The following is a 20,123-nucleotide window of genomic DNA, read 5'->3' on the forward strand; positions in this document are numbered from 1 at the left end:
CAGGCTCTTATGGGAGTTCCCTGTGCGTCATTTTACTATACAAACTATGATTTACAGCTAACATATGGGAGACTGCATGTTTATTGTGCGCGTGCCGCCCGGCTTTTTTTCACTTCTGCTGCCTTATAAGCTGTGACCTTGTTTTTGCCCGTTGTTTTGGATATGTACATAGCCTGATCGGCCTGTTTAACCAGTTCATCCGGGTTCATTTCCTTCTTTAACGTGCTGTGCCCGACGCTGATGGTCACGATGCTTTCAACGGCGACCCGTTCACGGATTCGTTCCGCGACCTGTCCGACCTTGGCCCGCCGATCAACCACCATCGCGACCAACTCCTCACCGCCGTATCTTCCGGTTAGTCCGATTTCATCCAGTTCTTCTTCCATAATCTGTGCAACCTGTTTAAGTACATCATCCGCGCGGGCATGGCCCTGCGTATCATTCAGCTTTTTGAAATTATCAATATCGCAAAAAATGACCGACACGCGGATTCCCTGCTCCATATATCGCCGCAATCGCCCCGAAAAGTATTTACGGTTATACAGGCCGGTCAAACCATCAGTAATGGAGGAACGGTAAATCCGTTGAAGTAGCTCCACAATCCGTTCGAACAGGATTAGAAACAACGTAGTGTAATACAGCAATGGCAAAAATGACATCCATAGGATTGTGCTTGTTGCACCTTTTTCAGCCGGAATGTCGGCTCGCAACCACAGACAGCCAAGCCAAAGCAAATAGAACAGTAAGCCCAGTGCAAACTTTTTGGGCTGACCGATTCGTGGGATGATGAACACAAGGCTTAAAGTAAGCACAATGAGTCGATAAAGCAGGGTGAACCCGACGAGATTTGCTGCGCTGATCCAACTGGGCAGCAATCCGGCAGCCCATGCACTAACTGGCAATATCAGTAGCGCTCCCAGCAACAGCAAAGACCATGCTCCCGCACGTTTTAGCTTCCGGTAGAGCTGAAATACGGCGGCATTGGTAAGCACGAAGGCAGCAGCCTCCAGCGTATTTTGCCACACGATTCCTTGCAGCGGCATTGTGCCGCCACCTGCCGAATAGAGATTCATGGCTTCATATGTCATAATAAAAATAGTGGCAACCGAAAAAGGGATATAGGCTTTTTTTCGTTGTCTGCTATATATGATCACGCACATCAGCGCCATCATGAGTATAATATACAAACCGCAGGCGGCACTTACAGCCCCGGCCAGAGATGGGAAACCGAAGGTTCCCGATAAGGACAACAACGTCAACGTCACCGACTCCATCTGTATAGATAGTCAGTCTATTGAACGGGGGATATCGTTTCCGATACAATAGACAGGATTTATTCCATTTAAAATGTTATAATTTTCTTTTGTACTTAACAATTATTCTCAATATATCATTTTTCAGAAAATCCGGAAACCTATACATACAACCTGTGTTCCGGGCAGTACAACGCTTGAAAGGGGAAGCACGTCATGAAATTGCTACAGGCTCTCTTTTTCCCACCCGAGCAACCGGGCGGCGTTTCATCTATGATTCCATATCTGCAAGAGCGATTTATGTCCTCGCGTTGGGAAATGGAGCTATTTTCAATCCCTAAACGGATTCGCAACAAGGGCAGGGATGAAGTGATATTTGATACCTTTGACTGGACGCAATATGAACAATATCCGATTGTCCAAAAATATATTCAGACGTACCGTGACTATTTGTGGTGGACCCGGCTTCGCATTCAGAAGCCCTTTGATCTCATTCATGCTCATCACCCGATTGCCGGGATTGCTATGAAAACTGTTTTTCCCGACATCCCGCTCGTTCAGACGATTCACTCTTCTTATGAGAAGGAGTTAATTCTAAACGGTAAAATAGAGGAGAACGGTCCCGAGCATCAATTTCTGGTGTCCTTGTATCGGGAGCTGGAGCATAAGGCCGATCGCCTGATTGCAGTATCTCATTCTTTCCAGCATTACTTGACGCCTTATGTACAAAATCCGCAAGATATTGTGGTCATTCCGAATGGATATGATGAGAAACGTTTTAAGCCCATACCACATGAAAATGAAGTGACACAGCTTATAACCGTCTGCCGCCTCGTCCCAGCTAAAGGATTGGATATTTTGTTACAGGCCTGCGCTGAGTTGAAAATGAGAAATCAGCATTATGTGCTGCATATTATCGGAGATGGTCCCATTCGACCCGAGCTGGAAGAGATGGCGCGGCAGTTGGATATTTACCATGAAACGATCTTTTATGGATACACGCTTCATCCAGAAGAGTTTATGCCTTTCTTTGATGTGTTTGTTTTGCCTTCACGAGCGGAGGCCTTTGGTTCCGTGTTTGCGGAGGCCGCCTTGAGCTGTTTGGCTTTGGTGGGTACAGAGGTGGGGGGAATACCGGAGCAAATTGAGGATGGCGTAAATGGTCTGCTTGTGCCACCCGACAGTCCGGAGGCACTTGCAGACGCATTGGAAAAGGTTATCGCAGATCCTGCCTATCGTTATGAGCTGGCGCGATCTGCCTGCGACAAGGCTAAATCGAGCTATTCCCTGAGCAGGGCTGTTAATGAGCTAAAGAAAATGTATTTGAAATTCCAGCCCTAACCATGGCGTGTACCACCTGATTTTGAATCAGAATGCCGAAAGCTGGAGCGAGGACGTGAGGAACGGAAGGGTCCCCCACGTCCTGCCATGATCAGCTTGCTCACCCACATCAGACTAAGCATCCCGAAAATGGGATAAAGAACAGACAGCAGTGAGCTGAAACCAAACTGACTGATTAGAAAACATGTGAGCATAATGAATAGTGTGATGAGCTTAGGTGAAATTTGGATATGCTGGCGGATTTGCAGACTGACACCGTAAATGTCGGCCACGAAGGTACTGAAGATTTCCATGAAAATGAGTAAAATATAAATGATTTCGACCAAGGCCCCCAGACGGTAAGCAATGCTTCCCATCGGGATCTCAAATTGCCGAATTCCCGGCATATGTGCCGACATGGCAAAGTGAGCAGACATCAGCATAAACCCGACGCCGATCCCGCCCAAAACCCCGCCCCAGCGGATCGTTTTGCGGGAGAAGGTTTGACTGCCGAGTGGTACAAGCACTGCTTGGGCCATTGCCAGATTGAAGGAAGTATACAGCAGCGGAGAAATCCAGGCTCGCAGCATACTATGATCGGACGTATTTGTAATAAAGCTCTGCGGATTTGGCATGGAGAGTGTGCTGTGAATGAGCAGAATAGACATAATCATCATCATAGGGACAACAATGGTGTTCATATGCAGGATAGCCTTGATTCCTTTGCTCAGCAGTAGATATGTTCCGATCAGTGTAATGAGCAGTCCGGTCTGGTAATGCAGGTGGAGGCGTTCAACGAAAACAGAACCCGCTCCTGCCAGCATGACACTGTTGACACCAATGAGTATGATGAGCGTGAACCAGCTAATCCATTTGCCGGCTCTGGCTCCAAAAAGGTGCTTGTTCAGATCCTCGTAGGACCGAGCTGAAATATCGTGAGCGATCAGCATCATTTTCGTACCCAGCCATACAAATATGAGTGTGGACAGCATGATGGTGAGTGTAGCCCAACGTCCGTACTGTGTAAAAAACTGCAATATTTCTTGTCCGGTAGCAAATCCGGCACCGACGATTGTTCCGATGTATGTAAAAGCAATCTGCAAAACATGAATATTACGTTTCATCCCCAGTCCCTCCTTGCCTGCTTGAATAACGCTGTAGCGAGCATATAATACAAACTATGTTCAACTGAAATGGGACATGACTGGATGAGACTGAAAATAATTATTTTGAATTTAACGATTAGCTTGACGGGAGCGTAATTTATGGGTCAAATCCTTGCATGGATACTGGAATACGGATATTTGGCAATGTTCGGCTTGCTTGCCCTTGGAGTAGCTGGTATGCCGATACCTGACGAAGTGCTGATGATCGCCTTCGGCGGGCTTGTGTCTCAAGGACACTACAACTTTATTGCCGCGCTGGCAGTCACATTTTCCGGAAGTATGACTGGCATGATGCTCAGTTATACGCTCGGTCGTTTGCTTGGCAAGCCGCTGCTGCACCGATACGGTAAATGGGTGAGGCTTACGCCATCGAGAATTGCTTCTTCCGAGAACTGGTTCGGACGTTACGGCACTTGGGGCATTCTGTTCGGTTACTTTGTCCCTGGCTTGCGACATGTGTCCTCATATCTGGCAGGTACGACCCGTTTGAGCGTCTTTCGCTATATGATGTATGCATCGGCGGGCGCATTGCTGTGGTGCGGTACGTTTCTGGGAATTGGACATGCGGTGGGCATGCACTGGGAACAGGTGGCGAAGCTGATGGAAAAGGTGACACATCGGGTAGGGCTGGCGGTCATTCTTCTGATTATTTTGGGAGGAATAGTCGCGTGGTTTTGGAATAAGCGTAAAAAAAATGTCACATGAACGTATGGGAAAGCAAGCTATAGCTTGAAAACGTCAGGTGATGTATGGTACTTTTACCGCATAGGAATGCCGTGGGAGGTCATGGAATGGAAGTATTAAAGGAACGGATTTTAAAAGAAGGCGTCGTTGCGTCGGATCAGGTGTTGAAGCTGGATGGCTTACTTAATCACCAGGTTGATCCGGAGTTGACGATGGAAATGGGACGAGAGTTCGCAGCCCGTTTCCGGGAAGAGAATATTACGAGAGTGGTAACCGTAGAATCCTCAGGTATTGCCATAGGTTTCGCAACAGCATTGGAGCTGGGTGTACCGCTGGTGTTTGCCCGCCGCAAAAAAACTTTATTGGCCGACCCGGACGCATTATGCGAACGTGTGCCTTCATTTACGAAAGGCATTGTCACGGACATTATGCTGTCCCGTCAATTTATTCATGAGCATGACCGTGTTCTGTTCATTGATGATATTATCGCCAATGGTGATGCCGCAAGAGGTATGGTCAAAATCATTCAACGCTCCGGTGCGGAGCTGGTCGGATTCGGCGTGGCCGTGGAAAAATGCTTCCAGGCCGGAGCGAGAACGATCCGGGAGCAGGGTATACGGGTAGAGTCACTTGTCAGAATTTCATCGTTAACGGACGGCAAGATCGAGTTTGCCGAATAGTAACAATTCAGAAACTGCTGATCCTTATTTCTAATAATAACCTTTGCATGAGCTTCAATTTCGCTTATAATATAGATAAGGTTTTGGGAGAGGAGGCAGCAACATGGGGAAAGAGCAATTGACCGAACAGTTTTTTCTGGAAAAACTGGCAGCGGCTAAAGTACATTTTGAACGTGCCTTGGATTGTAAGCATACGGAATTTGACGATTTGTATCCCTATATGATTGAACATCCTCAGTTTTTTTGGTACAAACGCTATGTAGCCTGGTCTGAGTTGTTGACGTTGGTTAACTTATGCGAAGAATTGTCCTTCTCTTGGAAAGAAGAATTTACTGCCCACCAAGTGGAGTACGTAGATCAGCGAGTGTTGTCTGCACAAGTGCTGGACTTCTGGTACGAGAAGAACGATACAAAAGAACATGATCACAGTGTAAATCAATCGGGATAATTTGTTGCTCTGTTGGCAATCCATATAAGTAGTAAGAGGGAAGAGACCTAAATGATTTTGTTTAGGTCTCTTTTTAAACTTTTTAATGTGCATAAATGATAGCCGCAATATTAGAAAAAAGTGTATAAGGAGGGACAAGGATGATTAAGGATGAAGATTTAGACGCCTATCGGCTCTCCGGTGAGAAGGTACGCGTCGTGCGGGATGGACTGGAGTCCAACGATGTGATTGGTATTGTGCTGGCGTGGGACGAGGAGCAGGTGCTTATTCGCCGCCAGAATCGGCGTGTGGTCAAGCTGGATCGCAGCTATACATATCAGCCTTTCAGCGAGCCGCGTCACAATCCGGTAGAGATGGATTAGGGGAATGGGCTTCGGGTTGGCTGGATAAAAGGGTTTGAAGTGACTGGAAAAAATAGGTGTACGCCTTGATGGCATATGCAGCCTGTAAACCGGGCACAGTACATAAGAATATACTCCATATGAGAGGGTGTGCTGTGTCTTGACGGTTATGAATGAAAAAATACATGCGTATAAGGATCAAATCAGTCATTTAGAGAATAAGTTGCCTGAGGTAGTCCAAGCATATCACCGTTTTACCGGAGAGTGTTTTCAAGCCGGGAGTCTGGATGAAAAGAGCAAGCAACTGATCGCTCTAGGTATTGGTTTGTTTGCCAATAATGAGGTATGCACATTTTATCACGTTGATGAGGCTCGGTCCAAAGGAGCAAGTGATCAGGAGATTATGGAGACCATTGCTGTAGCTGCAGCGGTAGGCGGAGGACACGCTCTTAGCCAAGGGGTTACACGTGTACAGAAGGCGCTGCAATAAAGCGAATTATTAATGGATATGCTTCATACTCGTTCATAGCGGGTAGGAATGGATGACGATAGCTGATTATGTAAAGAAGCTTCCGAGCACGGTTGTGCCTGCGGAAGCTTCTTTCGTTTGCGGGCTGTGCGGGGATTATGCACTTCCGCTTGCGGCAGAAGCAGCAGGGCGAAGCGATTTACGCTTATAGGCCGAGGAGGATGTAACCAGACTTCGTTCAACAAACCGTAGGTGCTTGGAAGCTGGGCGGCTGTCTGGAAACTCGGGGCGTTGCTTTTCGGATAAAAGGAAGGAGGCAGCTGTATGAGGCATAGAGGTAGAAAGCCCCAGATAAGCGCGCATTCGTTCATACATTTCTTTGCGGAATGCAGGCATAGCCATACTGAACTGCTCTTTATTTCCTTTACTTATATAGGTGGCGTGAACGCCTGAGTGGTTTTGTTGTATGTCCAAAACACGAATATGACATTTATTAAATTCATGTTTTATCTCAGATAGTAAGATTCCGGTACGATCTACTCCTGCGTTAACCACTTCGACATAAAGATCAGGCGTTTTCAGCATACCGCTTTCTTCAAGAATAAGACTGTCCCGCTCAAATACCTTTTGAATAAAGGTAAGGAGCAGATAATTTTTCACAAGAGACAATTCATTCTGAGTAGTAACTGAAGAGATCATAACCATTCACCGCCTAGGAAAATGTGATGATAATCTATATCTGACTGAACGAAAAGAACTAGCGTTCTCGGGAACTTATGTTCTTATTCTAGCGTGTTATACCTAATTTATCAAGAGGGAATGAAAATATAAAGTGTTTGACTTCTTCTTATGAGCATGGTATGATCTATCTTGTCGCTAAGAAAGATCGATCTTTCGAGGACAAACGACAATATATATGCGGTCGTGGCGGAATTGGCAGACGCGCACGGTTCAGGTCCGTGTGGGCTAACCCCCGTGGAGGTTCGAGTCCTCTCGACCGCATCATACCTTAGAGATATGGTTCGTAGTTGCTCAGGCAATTGCGAACCTTTTTATGTTGGTTGCAGACTCAAACTGTTACTCATGACCTAGGCTGAAGTATCTTGGAATGATACTCCAGATGAGCGTAGATGTTGGCCGTTGTCGAATAATGACTGCGGCCGAGCCATTCCTGAATTTCTTTTAGAGACACTCCATTTGCCAGTAGCAAGCTGGCACAACTGTGACGGAGATCATGGAAGCGAATCCGGCGTAGTCCCTTCTTTTCCTGGAAGTGGCCTGCGATCACAGCTCGTTCCTCCTAGATATCGCAGCCCTTTTATATCACCAAAAGATCGCCGCGACTGACATCAAGTATGATCCAAATTATTAAAATAACAGCAAGGTACGGTTAAACACGAATAAGCCATGCGGAAGATTCTTTGCATGGCTTATTCGTGTTTTATTGGTAACGACTAAGATCAAAGCGACGAACTGCCAAAATAAAAGCAAGACAGGTTTTGATGTAACTGTTGAATGCTTTTCTACTGAATTTATAGCCTCGTTATCGCTTCTCACAATTTACCATCTCCCCTCTGTGGTGAAATGGGGGCCAAGAAGAAAAAAGGAAACCCTAGGTCAGAAAAAATATAAAATGGAAGTTTAAGTTAAAAGAGAATTCAGACTTTGAGATAATTTTCACTATATCACAATAATATTTACTTAGCTAACTATTGATATTCGACAAAAATCATGTTATTATTTTCACAAACTTAATGAGGAGGTAATATTTATGTTAACTACTTTTAAAGCAACAGCTAAAAAACTACCTGATGGATTGCAAGTTGAAACGAATTCAAGAGGTTTCAAAATCATTATAGACGAACCGGAGGATATGGGTGGAACCAATGTTGGTATGAATCCCGTTGAGGTATTATTGTGTGCACTTGGTGCATGTCAGTCCATTGTAGCTGCTGCATTTGCAGACGCTAATGATTTTAACTACGAAGAATTTTATGTTGAACTTGAAGGAGACTTAGACCCGGATGGCTTCATGGGTTTTGCGGATGTGAGAAGTGGATTCCAAGAAATTCGTTTTGTCATGAATTTCAAAACCAACGAAAGCCAGGAAAAGGCGGAAGCTTTTGCAGACTTTATCGAGAAGACATGTCCTGTTGGGGATTGTCTTGCTAACGGTGTGAAGTTGGTAAAAGCAGGCGTAGTCAGACACTAATACGTTCGCTTGAAGGGGCTCTTTATGTGCCCCTTCAAGTATATAAGGAGCATAACGATGGAAATAAAAATGTCAATGATTCCCGGTGGAAAAAAAGGGAAAGCAGGCAAGGTAAATGTCAAGCTTGGCGACAAGGTATCGGTGGGAGATACCTTGGTAGAGATCGAAACCGGAAAAGGCAATCGATCGATTGAAGCTGCAGAAGAGGGGATTATAAGCAAGATATTATTTGAAGAAGGCAGCGAGATTGCTTCGAATCAAGTTTTGTTTGAAGTAGAGCCCATCCTCGAGGAAGTTCCTGCTGCATCATCTGAACAACAGCCAACTGTTGTGGCACGACTAATAAAAATGTCAATGATTCCTGGTGGAAAAAAAGGGAAAGCAGGCAAGGTAAATGTCAAGCTTGGCGACAAGGTATCGGTGGGAGATACCTTGGTAGAGATCGAAACCGGAAAAGGCAATCGATCGATTGAAGCTGCAGAAGAGGGGACTATAAGCAAGATATTATTTGAAGAAGGTAGCGAGATTACTTCGAAACAAGTTTTGTTTGAAGTAAATCCGATTCAGGTGGATGCTCCTGCCCAATCATCTAAGCAACAGCCATCAGTTACTACTCAACAAACTCATGCTATAAACACAGACTTGCTTATCATTGGAGCAGGACCAGGAGGTTACGTTTCCGCTATTTATGCAGCGAAAAAAGGGCTTCAGGTAGCGATGATTGAGAAAGAAGAATTAGGCGGTACCTGCTTAAATGTGGGCTGTATCCCTACGAAGTCCCTAGTCAAATCTTCTGAAATCTGTCATAGCGTAAAGAATTCCTCTTTGTTTGGTATAAAAACAGGAACTGATCTTCAAGTGGATATGAAGCAGGTTATTCGTCGTAAAGATGAAGTCAAAGAGAAATTGGTCTCCGGCGTTGGTTATTTAATGGAAAAGAACGATGTTCAGGTTGTTCGTGGCCACGCTTCGTTCCTTTCAGCGCATACAGTGAATGTAGCGGGCAAGAATAATTACCATATTTCGGCCAAAAATATTATTGTGGCAACAGGCTCCAAGATTTCCAAGGTGAACATCCCAGGAATTGATCTGCCATTTGTAATGAACAGTACGGAAGCACTCTCCTGCGAAGAGTTGCCAAAGACCATAACTATCATCGGTGGCGGAGTTATCGGTATGGAGTTCGCCTTCATTTACCGTAACCTAGGAGTTGAAGTTCATGTTGTGGAATTTATGGACCGTCTGCTCACGATGCTGGACAGCGATATTTCAGAAGAAATTAAGTATTTAGCTCAGCAGGCAGGGATTCATATTCACACCAACTCCAAAGTATCTAAAATCCAACGTGCTGATGATGGTCAGGCAATTGTAACCTACGAGAATACCGAGGGTGAGCATCTTCTTGTTAGTGAAAAGGTGTTGGTTGCTATTGGGCGCGAGCCTAACCTAGACGGGCTGGATATCGAAAAAGCAGGTATTCAACTGAATGAACGTGGTAAAGGTATTGCCGTTGATAAACAAATGCGTACGAACGTAGAGAATGTGTATGCGATTGGCGATGTCACAAACATTATACAACTTGCCCATGTTGCTTCACATCAGGGTATTACGGCTGTAGATGCCTTGCTTGGTGAATCCCAAGGTATGCACTATTCCGCTGTGCCGAATGTAATCTTCACCTCTCCTGAGATTGCCAGCGTTGGTCTGTTGGAAGATGAATGTAAGGAGCGGGGAATGGACCATCGTGTGAGTAAGGTATCTTTTGCTAGTAACGGAAAGGCGCTGACCATGAATGAACCGGAAGGTTTTATCAAACTGATCAAAGATAATCGCTCCGGAAAGATCGTTGGAGGGTCTATCATTGGTCCCGATGCGTCTTCCCTGATTAGTAGCCTTACTCTTGCGATTGCCAATGGGCTTACCGAACAACAGATTACACAGACGATCTTCGCCCATCCAACTACCGGGGAAGTGATTCATGAAGCTGCGTTCGGGTTAGGAATTGGGGCGTTGCATCAAGGATAAACTGTATCTACGTATCTCGGGAGACTGATCCTGCTGTTATCCTTAATCGTGGAAAGAAAGTTGTTTTCGGTAATGTGGCCTTATCTGCAGATATGGAGGAGAGAAGGATACATCGTCTAAGAATCCATACGACAGTCTGTAAGCTCTAAATTTTACTGCATTCCAAAGCAAGTGGAAACGGTGGTTATTCCAAGCAAATGAACTATTTGACCACATTGGAAAAGTATGTTCAGCTTCCATAAATATTTTGCTAAAATAAATAAGAAAAGAGGAGATTATTTTAAGATAAAACAGTTGGGATTGGTTGGTGTAAACATTGTTTAATTTAAATGACTGTATTGACTTTATTGCAAACCGTAGTGCAAAAATATTCGCGGAAGCATTGGAGAAGGAATTTCGGCCGTATAACATGACCAGGAGCCAATGGATTGCGATGTATTACATCTATACTAGTGGATCCATTACTCAGAGGGAACTAGCAGATAAAATGTCTATAAAAGAGCCCAGCGTTGTCAGGTTGGTTCAAAAATTAGAATCCGAGGGTTTCTTGCATCGCTCTGGCACCCATGCAGATAAGCGAGTCAAGCAGTTGGAATTGTCAGATAAGGGAGTACAGATCTATCTCGATTTGCTGCCAGTTGCCGAAAAGTTTAAAGACGATACGATAACCAGTATTTCCGAGGAGGATCTTCAAACTTTTAAAAATGTACTGAGTGTCATGGTTGAAAATGCCTCAAAAGAGAGACCATGAAAAACTATGCAGAACAAAATAAAGAATTGGTCAGGTTTGGTGTGCTCTTTCTTACATACTTTATCTGGCCAATCGTCTTTGTTTATTATACATATGCTAGAATCATGATAAGGAATGTTCATATTTCGAGCAAGTCCGACAGGTCGAGGTATGCAATTTAATGGTTGAACATTGGTGCAATCCACCTATCTATGAAGACACAAAAATATTTATGAAAAATATGGGTCTACCAACTACTTTGTAACTAATAGTGATGATTTATTTGTTTTGCGAGGCAGTTAAAAATCTTAGTTTAGAACCTAATGGTATTTTTACCAGTGAGCAAGCATAATACTCTAAGCCGAGAAATGCGCGAGAATCTATCGGAATAAGAGCTATTTGGTTAAATAGAGATAGTAGACCTAGACCAGAAGGAATTATTGCTGCGTCCAATTTTGAAGAAGCAATGTATAAAATACAGAATATGAGTATCATATAAGAATAGAGTGTACGTTTTTGAATTTTCATTATAAACAAAAAAAGACTCCAGTTCACTTTACAGTGGCATGGAGGCTGATATAGCCCCAGTTACACCTTTGCAGAGTTTAGCATGTCCTCTATAATTGTTGACCTCGATTCTTTGTGAAAATTGGCAACAACTTCACCATACTGCTTGCAATTCAAAAATCAGTCTAATACTGCTGTCATATGAGCCTTTGTAACGGCCCAGTGTGAAGCGTACCGTAACGACACTGCACGGAACGGATATTACCGTGCTCGCCAAGGACGATGCAAACAAAGATTTAATCCGTCTGGTCATTAACTCCAGTGATGCCGTGACAGCCGTTTCGAACGATCTGATTCGAGAAACGAGAAAGCTACTGGATATATCGGGTGCACTATCGGTAAGCAAGATGAAGTCGCTGATATCATTTCGATCGCGGATTTGATGCTTCTGCCATCCGAGATGGAGAGCTTCGGTTTGGTCGCACTGGAAGCTTTGGCCTGCGGTGTCCCGACAGTCGGATCAATTGTCGGAGGAATTCCTGAGCTAATCACGAACGGAGAAACTGGCTATTTGTCTCCAGTTGGCGATACGGATGAGATAGCGGACCACGCCATCCGGCTCCTCCGTGATGAGCGGCTATACGCCAAGTTCCGGGAAGCGTGTCTGCACAGGGGAAGGACGCAGTTTTGCAATGATCTAATTACAGCTCAATATGAGAGGATTTATTACCGCGTTCTTGGGATCGAGGCTCATATTCCACAGCCAGTATGCGAGTGAGTACTGACGATAGGAATAAGAAAGGGCTGTTCAAGCTTAAGACAGAACCTGCTTTTGACAAATTTAAAATAGACTTGACGTAACCAGAGAATTAGTATTATAATTCAATCAATCAATTGAACAATATATCAATTGTTTGCTAAGAAGTATTCCAACTTTGCTGCTGTTTAAAGACGGAAAGTTGGTGGATCAAATGATTGGTTTAAATAAACTGTTGCTGATTATTCTTCATCTCCATGCGGTGCTTTTTTGAGCACAAATTACCTACTAGTAGGTATAATTATTTACAAACTAAATTAAAATCGAGGAGAAGGCTAAAATGAAATTTGAGAACAAAACGGTTATTGTCACAGGTGGAGGAAGCGGGATCGGAAAAAGAACAGCTCAACGTTTCTTTGAAGAAGGAGCGAATGTAATTATCAATGGCCGCCGCGAAGACGTCCTGAAGAAAGCGGCGTTAGAGATCGACCCATCCGGTAAAAAAGTGCTGGCCGTGGCAGGTGACATCAGTTTACCGGAAACATCGAAAAAATTGGTGCAAGTAGCTACTGATGCTTTCGGGGGGATAGATATACTGGTAAACAATACGGGTAAATTTAATCCGAAGCCTTTCTTGGACCATACGCAAGATGATTTGCAATCGTACCTGGACACCATTGTGAAAGGAACGTTTTATCCTTCTCAAGCTGTCATTCCTGCAATGAAAAAAAGAGGGGGAGGGGCCATCGTTAATACAGGCTCGATGTGGGCTATTCAAGCGGTAGAATCAACACCTTCGTCTGCATATTCCGCCGCCATGGCAGGACGGCACGCCTTGACTCGGAACTTGGCAATTGAGTTCGCCAGTGACCACATTCGAGTAAATACTGTAGCACCTGCTGTTGTTGAAACACCGATCTACAACACCTTTATGAGTGAAAAGGAAGTAGCTGAAGTGCTCCCGACGTTTAATGAATTTCATCCGATTGGACGGAACGGTACTACTCAGGATGTAGCGGAAGCCATTCTGTTCCTTGCTAGTGACTCAGCTTCATGGATTACAGGTGTCGTCATGCCAGTAGATGGTGGAGTTACAGCTCGCCTGAGATAATTTGCGCATCCTCGGCCGATCTTTAATGGGTTGACCCTATTTTAAAATTTTTGATCCTATATAGAAACTTAATGGATTTTTTGGCTTGTATCGAGAAACATTAGATAACAGATACAAATTATGCTTATGTTCGATGATGGCTGCAAAATTATACTCTTTGCCTTAAGAAATACGTGACGAACTGAATCTTTTTTTTCGTAATTAAGATAGTTGGCTAGAAAATGTACTTGCGGAATGAAGAGGAGTCCTTCGATTCCTGATCACACGCAACAACAAGCAAGGATCGTGGTCGCTTTAGTTCAAGGCGTTTAGTCATTGGCAAGGTCCTTGAGTGATATCGCGTATTTCCCGTATTTCGATACAGCTGTCGTGAATTTTGTTGCAATTTTAAAATAGGCTTGACGAAGAATATTATTTATATTATAATTCAATTAATTAATTGAATAATTGATTTTAGTGAAAAATAAAATATATTTGGAGGAGATTTTTATTATGAGCGCAACAACATTAACGAAAGAAACATTTCATAACCAAATTCAATCTGGCGTAACTTTGGTTGACTTCTGGGCACCTTGGTGCGGGCCATGCAAAGTTCAGCTTCCGATTGTTGAGGAATTAGCTGATGAGCTGAAGGGACAAGCAACACTTGCGAAAGTCAATGTCGACGAAGAGGGAGAGTTGGCTTCGCAATTTGGCATCAGAAGTATTCCGACTCTGCTTTTGTTTAAAGATGGCCAACTGGTTGATACGATGGTGGGAATTAACCAAAAGCACGTACTCAAAGAAAAAATCGTAAAGCTGGCTAGTAATTAAACTGGATTGAATAGAATGAAATCGGCAATGCTTTGGATAAGCAATTGCCGATTTTCAATGGAAATGGAAAAGGGGGGGATCTTATGAACCACTCACGTTCAGAACCATCCATTAAAGAAAGACTGTATCAGCAATATGCCCGCATTGGAAAAAGTTTGTCCAGTGATAAGCGACTTGAAATCATGGATTTGCTTACGAACGGCCCTAAATCTGTCGATAGTTTAGCTCAACAGACCGGTATGAGTGTTGCCAACGTATCGCGGCATCTTCAAATCTTGTTGGATTCACGACTGGTGAAATTCAGAAAAGAGGGAACCTACGCAATCTATAGTCTAGAAGATCCTGTAGTGAACGAGTTTTTAATTGTCTTATGGAAGCTCTGTGAGAATCGGCTTTCCGATATACCTCGTATTAAAGAAGACCTGCTACATCAATATAAAGGTATTCAGACGATTTCTAAAGAAGAGTTACTTAAGAGAATGGTCGCAAACACGATTATTGTGTTGGATCTTCGTCCTAAAGACGAATATGAGGCGGGGCATATTGAAGGCGCAATATCGGTACCCATGGAAGAACTCGATGCATACCTTCAAACGCTGCCACAGCATGTAGAGCTTGCAGCTTATTGTAGAGGCCCCTATTGTGTGAATACAACGGAGGCCGTGGAACGTATACAGCAAAAGGGATTTACTGCTTACCGGATCGACGAAGGGGTGCAGGAGTGGAATTTCAAATGAATGGTAATGACCCAGTGATTATTGTTGGTGCAGGGCTAAGCGGGCTTCGTGCCGCATCCTTGCTTAATGAACAAGGTGTCAAGTGTATCATATTAGAGGCTAGAGATCGTATCGGTGGAAGAGTCTTGAGTAACGAGGTAGCCGACAGGCCAGATCTCGGCAGATTCGATTTAGGACCGACATGGTTCTGGCCGCGTTATGAGCGGACGATCACCAAACTGGTTGAGGAACTTGATTTAAAGACATTTGAGCAATATAGCGCGGGACGTATGCTTTCTGAGCGATCTCCAAATGAACCCGCACAGCAACACATTCTGCCTGAAGGAGCAGTGGAAAGATCGCTCCGGTTTGTTGGAGGAGTTCAGTCCCTTATCGACCGGATTGCCGCCACGCTACCTCCAGAGACGATCCAGCTTCATACGCGAGTGACTGCGATTCTTCAGGAGGAAAATGGAATGTTTAGTCTGGAAGCTAACGGCGAACGTATTCGTGCGAGTGCAATCATAATCACACTGCCACCCCGAATCGTTGCGCAAAACGTTACTTTTCGGCCTGAACTTTCTCCTGCTCTAAGAGCTAACTTAATCAACAAACCTACATGGATGGCGGGACAGGCTAAAGCCGTTGCAATTTATGACCGTCCATTTTGGCGTGAAAAAGGACTTTCTGGCTTCGTGTCGAGCTGGGCAGGCCCTTTGCAGGAAATCCATGATGCATCCCCTGATACAGGCGCAGGTGCACTTTTTGGTTTCTTTGGAATACCAGCAAAAACTCGTCAAGATCTTGGGGAAGAAAAAATCCTCGAACTCGTCGTGGAACAGTTGACCCGACTCTTCGGACCGTCTGCGGAAAATGTGCGCGCACTTCTATATAAGGATTGGTCCAGTGATGCAGCAACGGCTGTTGAAGAAGATGCGGAACCACTACGCGACTACCCAAGTTATGGTTCTATAACCGCCAATAGTTGGGGAGAGAAAATCTATTTTGCCGGCACTGAAACTGCTTATGAGCAGGGAGGGCACCTGGAAGGTGCGCTTCGATCAGCGGAGCGAGCAGTGGCTGAACTCATGAAACATTATAGTCGATAATATGATCGATTCCATACGATCGCCTCGCTAAAAGCATAGTCCGATATGACTGTGCTTTTTTATGCACAGATGGAATGAAGTCATAGAAAGAAATTTTATCTTGACGAACGGGACATTTAGCACTATAATTCAATTATTCAATTGAATACAGAAATATCACACAATATAAATGGAGGAATTGAACATGTATAAATCGGTTATCATAGGAACAGGTCCCGCAGGACTGACTGCAGCTATCTACTTGGCGCGTGCTAATATGAACCCTCTTGTTATTGAAGGACCTGAGCCTGGCGGGCAATTAACCACAACGACGGAAATTGAAAATTACCCTGGATTTCCAGAAGGTATTCTAGGTCCTGAATTGATGGACAATATGCGAAAACAAGCGGAACGGTTTGGAGCTGAATTTTATACCGGTTGGGTAAATCAAGTGGATCTGTCTGAACGACCCTTTACATTGCATGTGGAAGGGAAGGGTGAGATCGTAACCGAAACGCTCGTTATTTCTACTGGAGCGAGTGCCAAGTACCTGGGAATTCCTAACGAACAAGAGAATATCGGTCGTGGTGTCAGCACGTGTGCGACATGTGACGGGTTCTTTTTCCGGAATAAAGAATTGATTGTAGTTGGTGGAGGTGACACCGCGCTGGAAGAAGCGAACTTCTTGACACGCTTTGCTTCCAAAGTCATCTTGGTTCATCGGCGTGACGAACTGAGAGCTTCAAAGATCATGCAAGACCGAGCAAGAGCTAACGAAAAAATCGAATGGGCACTCAACAAGACCCCGCTTGAAGTCATTACTGACGATCATGGAGTAACCGGATTGAAAGTCCGGGATAATGCAACGGGGAATGAGGAAGTCATTCAGGCCAATGGGGTGTTTGTAGCCATTGGGCACCATCCGAACACCGACTTTCTGAAGGGACAAATTACTACGGATGCGAATGGCTATATTCTGACGACTCCAGGTACGACTGAAACAAATATACCCGGCGTATTCGCTTGCGGTGACGTACAGGACAGTCATTATCGCCAAGCCATCACGGCTGCTGGCAGTGGCGCTATGGCGGCCATCGATAGTGAAAAATTTCTAGAGTCCAAGGGACACTAAAGAGCATTTACTTGGTGTGTTGGCAACGCTCATTCAGTTGATTCGCTCATCACGTACAAAATAAAAGGGGTAAAATAATGAGGATTGAAAAATCGATTATCTAGGGAGTGGAGGATATGAAAGAGGTTCACGAATTAACTTCGCTTGATAGTATTGAAGCGTTTATGGAGAATAATACATGGGCTTTCCTCTATATATCTAGACCAGAGTGCAGTGTTTGTCACTCCATCTTACCCAAGTTAAGAGATCTTCTTGAGCATTATCCGCAGATCCAACTGGGTCATATCAATGCCAATCAGGTTGAAGCGGTAGCGGCAAGATTTTTGGTTTTTACAGTTCCTACGTTGCTTTTGATGATTGAAAGCAAAGAATATCTCAGAGCCGATCGTTTTGTACGCTTTGAGCAGTTGAAAGAACAAATTGACAAAATGTATCAAATCGTTTCACAAGAAGATGAAGCCATGTAAGCTTTGGGCGGCTCTCTTTATGAGCGCTGCTCATCTTGATTTGAGAGACTAAAAAAACGGTTTCCTTTTTTGTCCCATTAAACTTGTGATCGATAACTATGAGGAAAATAATAAACTCATTTGACAATCTACCAACTAGTAGGTAAAATTAAATCAATCGGATAGATAGCCAGAGTAGAAATGAATCATAAATGGATAAAGGAGATGTCAGTAATGAAATTTGAAAACAAAACAGTGATTGTAACAGGTGGAGGAACGGGCATTGGGAAGAAAACGGCACAACGATTCTTTGAAGAAGGGGCCAATGTAATTATCAACGGTCGTCGAGAGGATGTATTAACACAAACGGCATTGGAAATTGATCCATCAGGGAAGCGAGTACTGGCTGTAACCGGTGATATCAGTCTGCCTGAAACCTCGAAGAAACTGGTTCATGCCGCTGTTGAAGCATTTGGAGGAATTGATGTTCTGGTAAATAACACAGGTAAATTTGTTCCAACGCCTGTGCTTGAACATACACCAGAAGATTTGCAATCCTACCTGGACACCATTGTGAAAGGGACGTTCTATCCTTCTCAAGCTGTCATTCCTGAAATGAAGAAAAGAGGGGGAGGGGCCATCGTAAATACAGGTTCGATGTGGGCAATACAAGCGGTGGAATCAACACCTTCAGCTGCGTACTCAGCTGCAATGGCCGGACGTCATGCTTTGACTCGAAATTTGGCGGTAGAACTCGCTGGGGATCAGATTCGAGTGAACGCAGTAGCACCTGCTGTAGTTGAAACACCAATCTACAATAGCTTTATGACAGAAAAAGAAGTTGCTGAAGTACTACCAACCTTTAATGCATTCCATCCAATTGGACGTAATGGAACTCCAGCAGATGTGGCTGAAGCAATTCTGTTTTTAGCAAGTGATTCAGCTTCATGGATCACTGGGGTTGTTCTTCCTCTGGATGGCGGGGTTACTGCCCGCCTTAGATAATATATTATTTCGGGTCAATCACTTCAGTGGTTGACCTTTTCTCTCAAATGTAAAAGGAGGATAACACCTTGACAGTATTTTTACTGAATGGTAAATTTCATTTATGAATACGAAGAAAAATACATCACAAGACATTATGGATATCGGACTCACATTAGTCCAGGAACGAGGCTATAACGGTTTTAGTTATGCGGATATTGCAGAAGCTATAGGTATTCGCAAAGCTAGCATACATTATCACTTTCCTTCCAAACAAGATCTCGTACAAGCTGTCCTTATCCAATATCGTAAAGATTTTATGGATAAACTGCAGCAAATTAGTAATGGGTCTTATGGCTGGTCTCGAAAAATCGAGCTCTTTTTTGCTTTGTACCGCGAAACATTGGAGAATAGCACCAAACTTTGTTTATGCTCGATGATGGCAGCTGAATTAAATTCATTTCCAGTGGAAATCCGCAATCAACTGAATTTTTTCTTTGACGCGAACACAGCTTGGCTTGAAAATGTACTCGGTCAAGGAAAAAAATCTAGAGAGTTCACTTTTTCTGGTGGTTCTCTGGAACAGGCAAAAGCACTAATTGCTTTTGTTCAAGGTGCCCAGTTATTGTCTAGATCATCTGGTGATATAGGGTACTACGACTCCATTGTGAAGAATTACATGACGATTTTACGACCAATTTAATTCTAAATATTTACAGTGATAATCAAACTAATATGACGTGTAACAGCGCTTGAAACCACTTGTTCGGGATGAACAGGTGGTTCTTATTTTGTTTCCTATTTATGTTGAATTTCGCTCTATTAATGTGTATTCTAGCGCATTCAGTCTATCGTTGGTGTTATTCAACCTATTTTGCAAAATGATAAAAGCGGTCGGATCATTCTCAACCGCACAACGGGGATTGCAACAAATAATGAAATGTATGAAGGAATTGACCATCGAAGCTGCAGTTACTGGTGATTATGCTACAGCATTACAAGCTTTTACAATAAACCCACTTGTACAAAGTGGTGATGTGGCTTAAGCGTTGTTGGTGAGCTTCTTGAGGCACATAAACAGTATTTACCTCAATTCCATCAAAATAAAACGATTACACGCTAAGATTTCAGGTAGATCAGATCGCTTTATCTTTTTGATCACAAAAAGACTTTCAGAGCCGGCAAGATCAGCCTTGAAGTCTTTTTTATAAAGGCTATTTATTTAACTGTTAGCTACGAAG

21 protein-coding genes, 1 tRNA gene and 2 pseudogenes are annotated in these 20,123 nt (G+C 43.8%); 20 read left to right on the plus strand and 4 right to left on the minus strand.

The genetic code is table 11. From position 1 onward, the window contains the following. Positions 1–80 precede the first annotated feature (80 nt). On the minus strand, positions 81–1,259 hold the full coding sequence (locus AC0WRU_RS08730; RefSeq protein WP_476127992.1) for a GGDEF domain-containing protein: 1,179 nt from the start codon (positions 1,257–1,259) through the stop codon (positions 81–83). A gap of 210 nt (positions 1,260–1,469) precedes the next feature. On the opposite strand from AC0WRU_RS08730, the gene AC0WRU_RS08735 reads away from it, so the two are divergent. Next, entirely contained in the window at positions 1,470–2,594 is a 1,125-nt protein-coding gene (locus AC0WRU_RS08735) for a glycosyltransferase family 4 protein (RefSeq protein WP_476127993.1), read from the plus strand. On the opposite strand, the gene AC0WRU_RS08740 is transcribed toward AC0WRU_RS08735, so the two are convergent. After that, positions 2,591–3,697 (minus strand): YkvI family membrane protein, encoded by a 1,107-nt coding sequence (locus AC0WRU_RS08740; RefSeq protein WP_476127994.1) that lies wholly within the window; start codon positions 3,695–3,697, stop codon positions 2,591–2,593. The genes AC0WRU_RS08735 and AC0WRU_RS08740 overlap by 4 nt on opposite strands. A 141-nt stretch (positions 3,698–3,838) precedes the next feature. Between AC0WRU_RS08740 and AC0WRU_RS08745 the strand changes: the two genes are divergently transcribed. The 5 genes from AC0WRU_RS08745 to AC0WRU_RS08765 all read left to right on the plus strand — a co-directional run bounded on the left by AC0WRU_RS08745 (position 3,839) and on the right by AC0WRU_RS08765 (position 6,382). Next, entirely contained in the window at positions 3,839–4,444 is a 606-nt protein-coding gene (locus tag AC0WRU_RS08745; RefSeq protein WP_476127995.1) for a DedA family protein, read from the plus strand. A gap of 86 nt (positions 4,445–4,530) precedes the next feature. After that, positions 4,531–5,103: a xanthine phosphoribosyltransferase gene (locus AC0WRU_RS08750; RefSeq protein WP_025686483.1), complete on the plus strand. Its 573-nt coding sequence runs from the start codon at positions 4,531–4,533 to the stop codon at positions 5,101–5,103. 103 nt (positions 5,104–5,206) lie between these two features. Next, positions 5,207–5,551, plus strand: a complete 345-nt coding sequence (locus AC0WRU_RS08755) for a hypothetical protein (RefSeq protein ID WP_007429850.1) — start codon at positions 5,207–5,209, stop codon at positions 5,549–5,551. A 140-nt stretch (positions 5,552–5,691) separates the two neighbouring features. Then, positions 5,692–5,913 carry a hypothetical protein gene (locus tag AC0WRU_RS08760; protein ID WP_025686484.1) on the plus strand — a complete coding sequence of 74 codons (222 nt, stop codon included), beginning with the start codon at positions 5,692–5,694 and terminating at the stop codon, positions 5,911–5,913. Positions 5,914–6,052: 139 nt separating this feature from the next. Beyond that, positions 6,053–6,382: a carboxymuconolactone decarboxylase family protein gene (locus tag AC0WRU_RS08765; protein ID WP_025686485.1), complete on the plus strand. Its 330-nt coding sequence runs from the start codon at positions 6,053–6,055 to the stop codon at positions 6,380–6,382. A gap of 135 nt (positions 6,383–6,517) precedes the next feature. Here the strand turns inward: AC0WRU_RS08765 and AC0WRU_RS08770 are convergent, their stop codons facing one another. Continuing rightward, positions 6,518–7,060: a YhjD family protein gene (locus AC0WRU_RS08770; protein ID WP_476127996.1), complete on the minus strand. Its 543-nt coding sequence runs from the start codon at positions 7,058–7,060 to the stop codon at positions 6,518–6,520. 219 nt (positions 7,061–7,279) lie between these two features. Here AC0WRU_RS08770 and AC0WRU_RS08775 point away from each other — a divergent pair. Further along, positions 7,280–7,363, plus strand: a tRNA-Leu gene (locus AC0WRU_RS08775). A 79-nt stretch (positions 7,364–7,442) separates the two neighbouring features. Here the strand turns inward: AC0WRU_RS08775 and AC0WRU_RS08780 are convergent. Beyond that, positions 7,443–7,649 carry a tyrosine-type recombinase/integrase gene (locus AC0WRU_RS08780; protein ID WP_476127997.1) on the minus strand — a complete coding sequence of 69 codons (207 nt, stop codon included), beginning with the start codon at positions 7,647–7,649 and terminating at the stop codon, positions 7,443–7,445. Positions 7,650–8,132: 483 nt separating this feature from the next. On the opposite strand from AC0WRU_RS08780, the gene AC0WRU_RS08785 reads away from it, so the two are divergent. From AC0WRU_RS08785 to AC0WRU_RS08845, 13 genes and pseudogenes are all read left to right on the plus strand, one after another. Continuing rightward, a complete protein-coding gene (locus AC0WRU_RS08785) occupies positions 8,133–8,573 on the plus strand; it encodes an OsmC family protein (protein ID WP_025683143.1) in 441 nt (146 codons plus the stop codon). A 57-nt stretch (positions 8,574–8,630) separates the two neighbouring features. Next, positions 8,631–10,598 (plus strand): dihydrolipoyl dehydrogenase, encoded by a 1,968-nt coding sequence (gene lpdA / locus AC0WRU_RS08790; RefSeq protein ID WP_476127998.1) that lies wholly within the window; start codon positions 8,631–8,633, stop codon positions 10,596–10,598. Between the two features lie 409 nt (positions 10,599–11,007). Further along, a complete protein-coding gene (locus tag AC0WRU_RS08795; RefSeq protein WP_476128601.1) occupies positions 11,008–11,349 on the plus strand; it encodes a MarR family winged helix-turn-helix transcriptional regulator in 342 nt (113 codons plus the stop codon). A 716-nt stretch (positions 11,350–12,065) separates the two neighbouring features. After that, positions 12,066–12,613 (plus strand): annotated as a pseudogene (locus AC0WRU_RS08800) (glycosyltransferase); the annotation flags it as partial. Positions 12,614–12,932: 319 nt separating this feature from the next. After that, complete coding sequence (locus AC0WRU_RS08805; protein WP_476127999.1) at positions 12,933–13,703, plus strand: SDR family NAD(P)-dependent oxidoreductase; 771 nt, start codon at positions 12,933–12,935, stop codon at positions 13,701–13,703. A gap of 492 nt (positions 13,704–14,195) precedes the next feature. Continuing rightward, positions 14,196–14,516, plus strand: coding sequence for a thioredoxin (trxA, locus tag AC0WRU_RS08810; protein WP_025683148.1), 321 nt, complete (start codon positions 14,196–14,198; stop codon positions 14,514–14,516). 83 nt (positions 14,517–14,599) lie between these two features. Next, a complete protein-coding gene (locus tag AC0WRU_RS08815) occupies positions 14,600–15,253 on the plus strand; it encodes an ArsR/SmtB family transcription factor (protein ID WP_476128000.1) in 654 nt (217 codons plus the stop codon). Further along, positions 15,250–16,341, plus strand: a complete 1,092-nt coding sequence (locus tag AC0WRU_RS08820) for a flavin monoamine oxidase family protein (RefSeq protein ID WP_476128602.1) — start codon at positions 15,250–15,252, stop codon at positions 16,339–16,341. Before AC0WRU_RS08815 ends, AC0WRU_RS08820 begins: the two co-directional genes overlap by 4 nt. 184 nt (positions 16,342–16,525) lie before the next feature. Further along, positions 16,526–17,452 (plus strand): thioredoxin-disulfide reductase, encoded by a 927-nt coding sequence (gene trxB / locus AC0WRU_RS08825; protein ID WP_476128001.1) that lies wholly within the window; start codon positions 16,526–16,528, stop codon positions 17,450–17,452. Positions 17,453–17,568: 116 nt separating this feature from the next. Next, a complete protein-coding gene (locus AC0WRU_RS08830) occupies positions 17,569–17,919 on the plus strand; it encodes a thioredoxin family protein (RefSeq protein ID WP_476128002.1) in 351 nt (116 codons plus the stop codon). A 213-nt stretch (positions 17,920–18,132) separates the two neighbouring features. Further along, positions 18,133–18,903 carry an SDR family NAD(P)-dependent oxidoreductase gene (locus AC0WRU_RS08835; RefSeq protein WP_476128003.1) on the plus strand — a complete coding sequence of 257 codons (771 nt, stop codon included), beginning with the start codon at positions 18,133–18,135 and terminating at the stop codon, positions 18,901–18,903. A 103-nt stretch (positions 18,904–19,006) separates the two neighbouring features. Then, positions 19,007–19,585 carry a TetR/AcrR family transcriptional regulator gene (locus AC0WRU_RS08840; RefSeq protein ID WP_476128004.1) on the plus strand — a complete coding sequence of 193 codons (579 nt, stop codon included), beginning with the start codon at positions 19,007–19,009 and terminating at the stop codon, positions 19,583–19,585. Between the two features lie 193 nt (positions 19,586–19,778). After that, positions 19,779–20,005 (plus strand): annotated as a pseudogene (locus AC0WRU_RS08845) (family 4 glycosyl hydrolase); the annotation flags it as partial. Positions 20,006–20,123 lie beyond the last annotated feature (118 nt).

The sequence above is a fragment of the Paenibacillus sp. 1-8 genome (assembly GCF_056316205.1).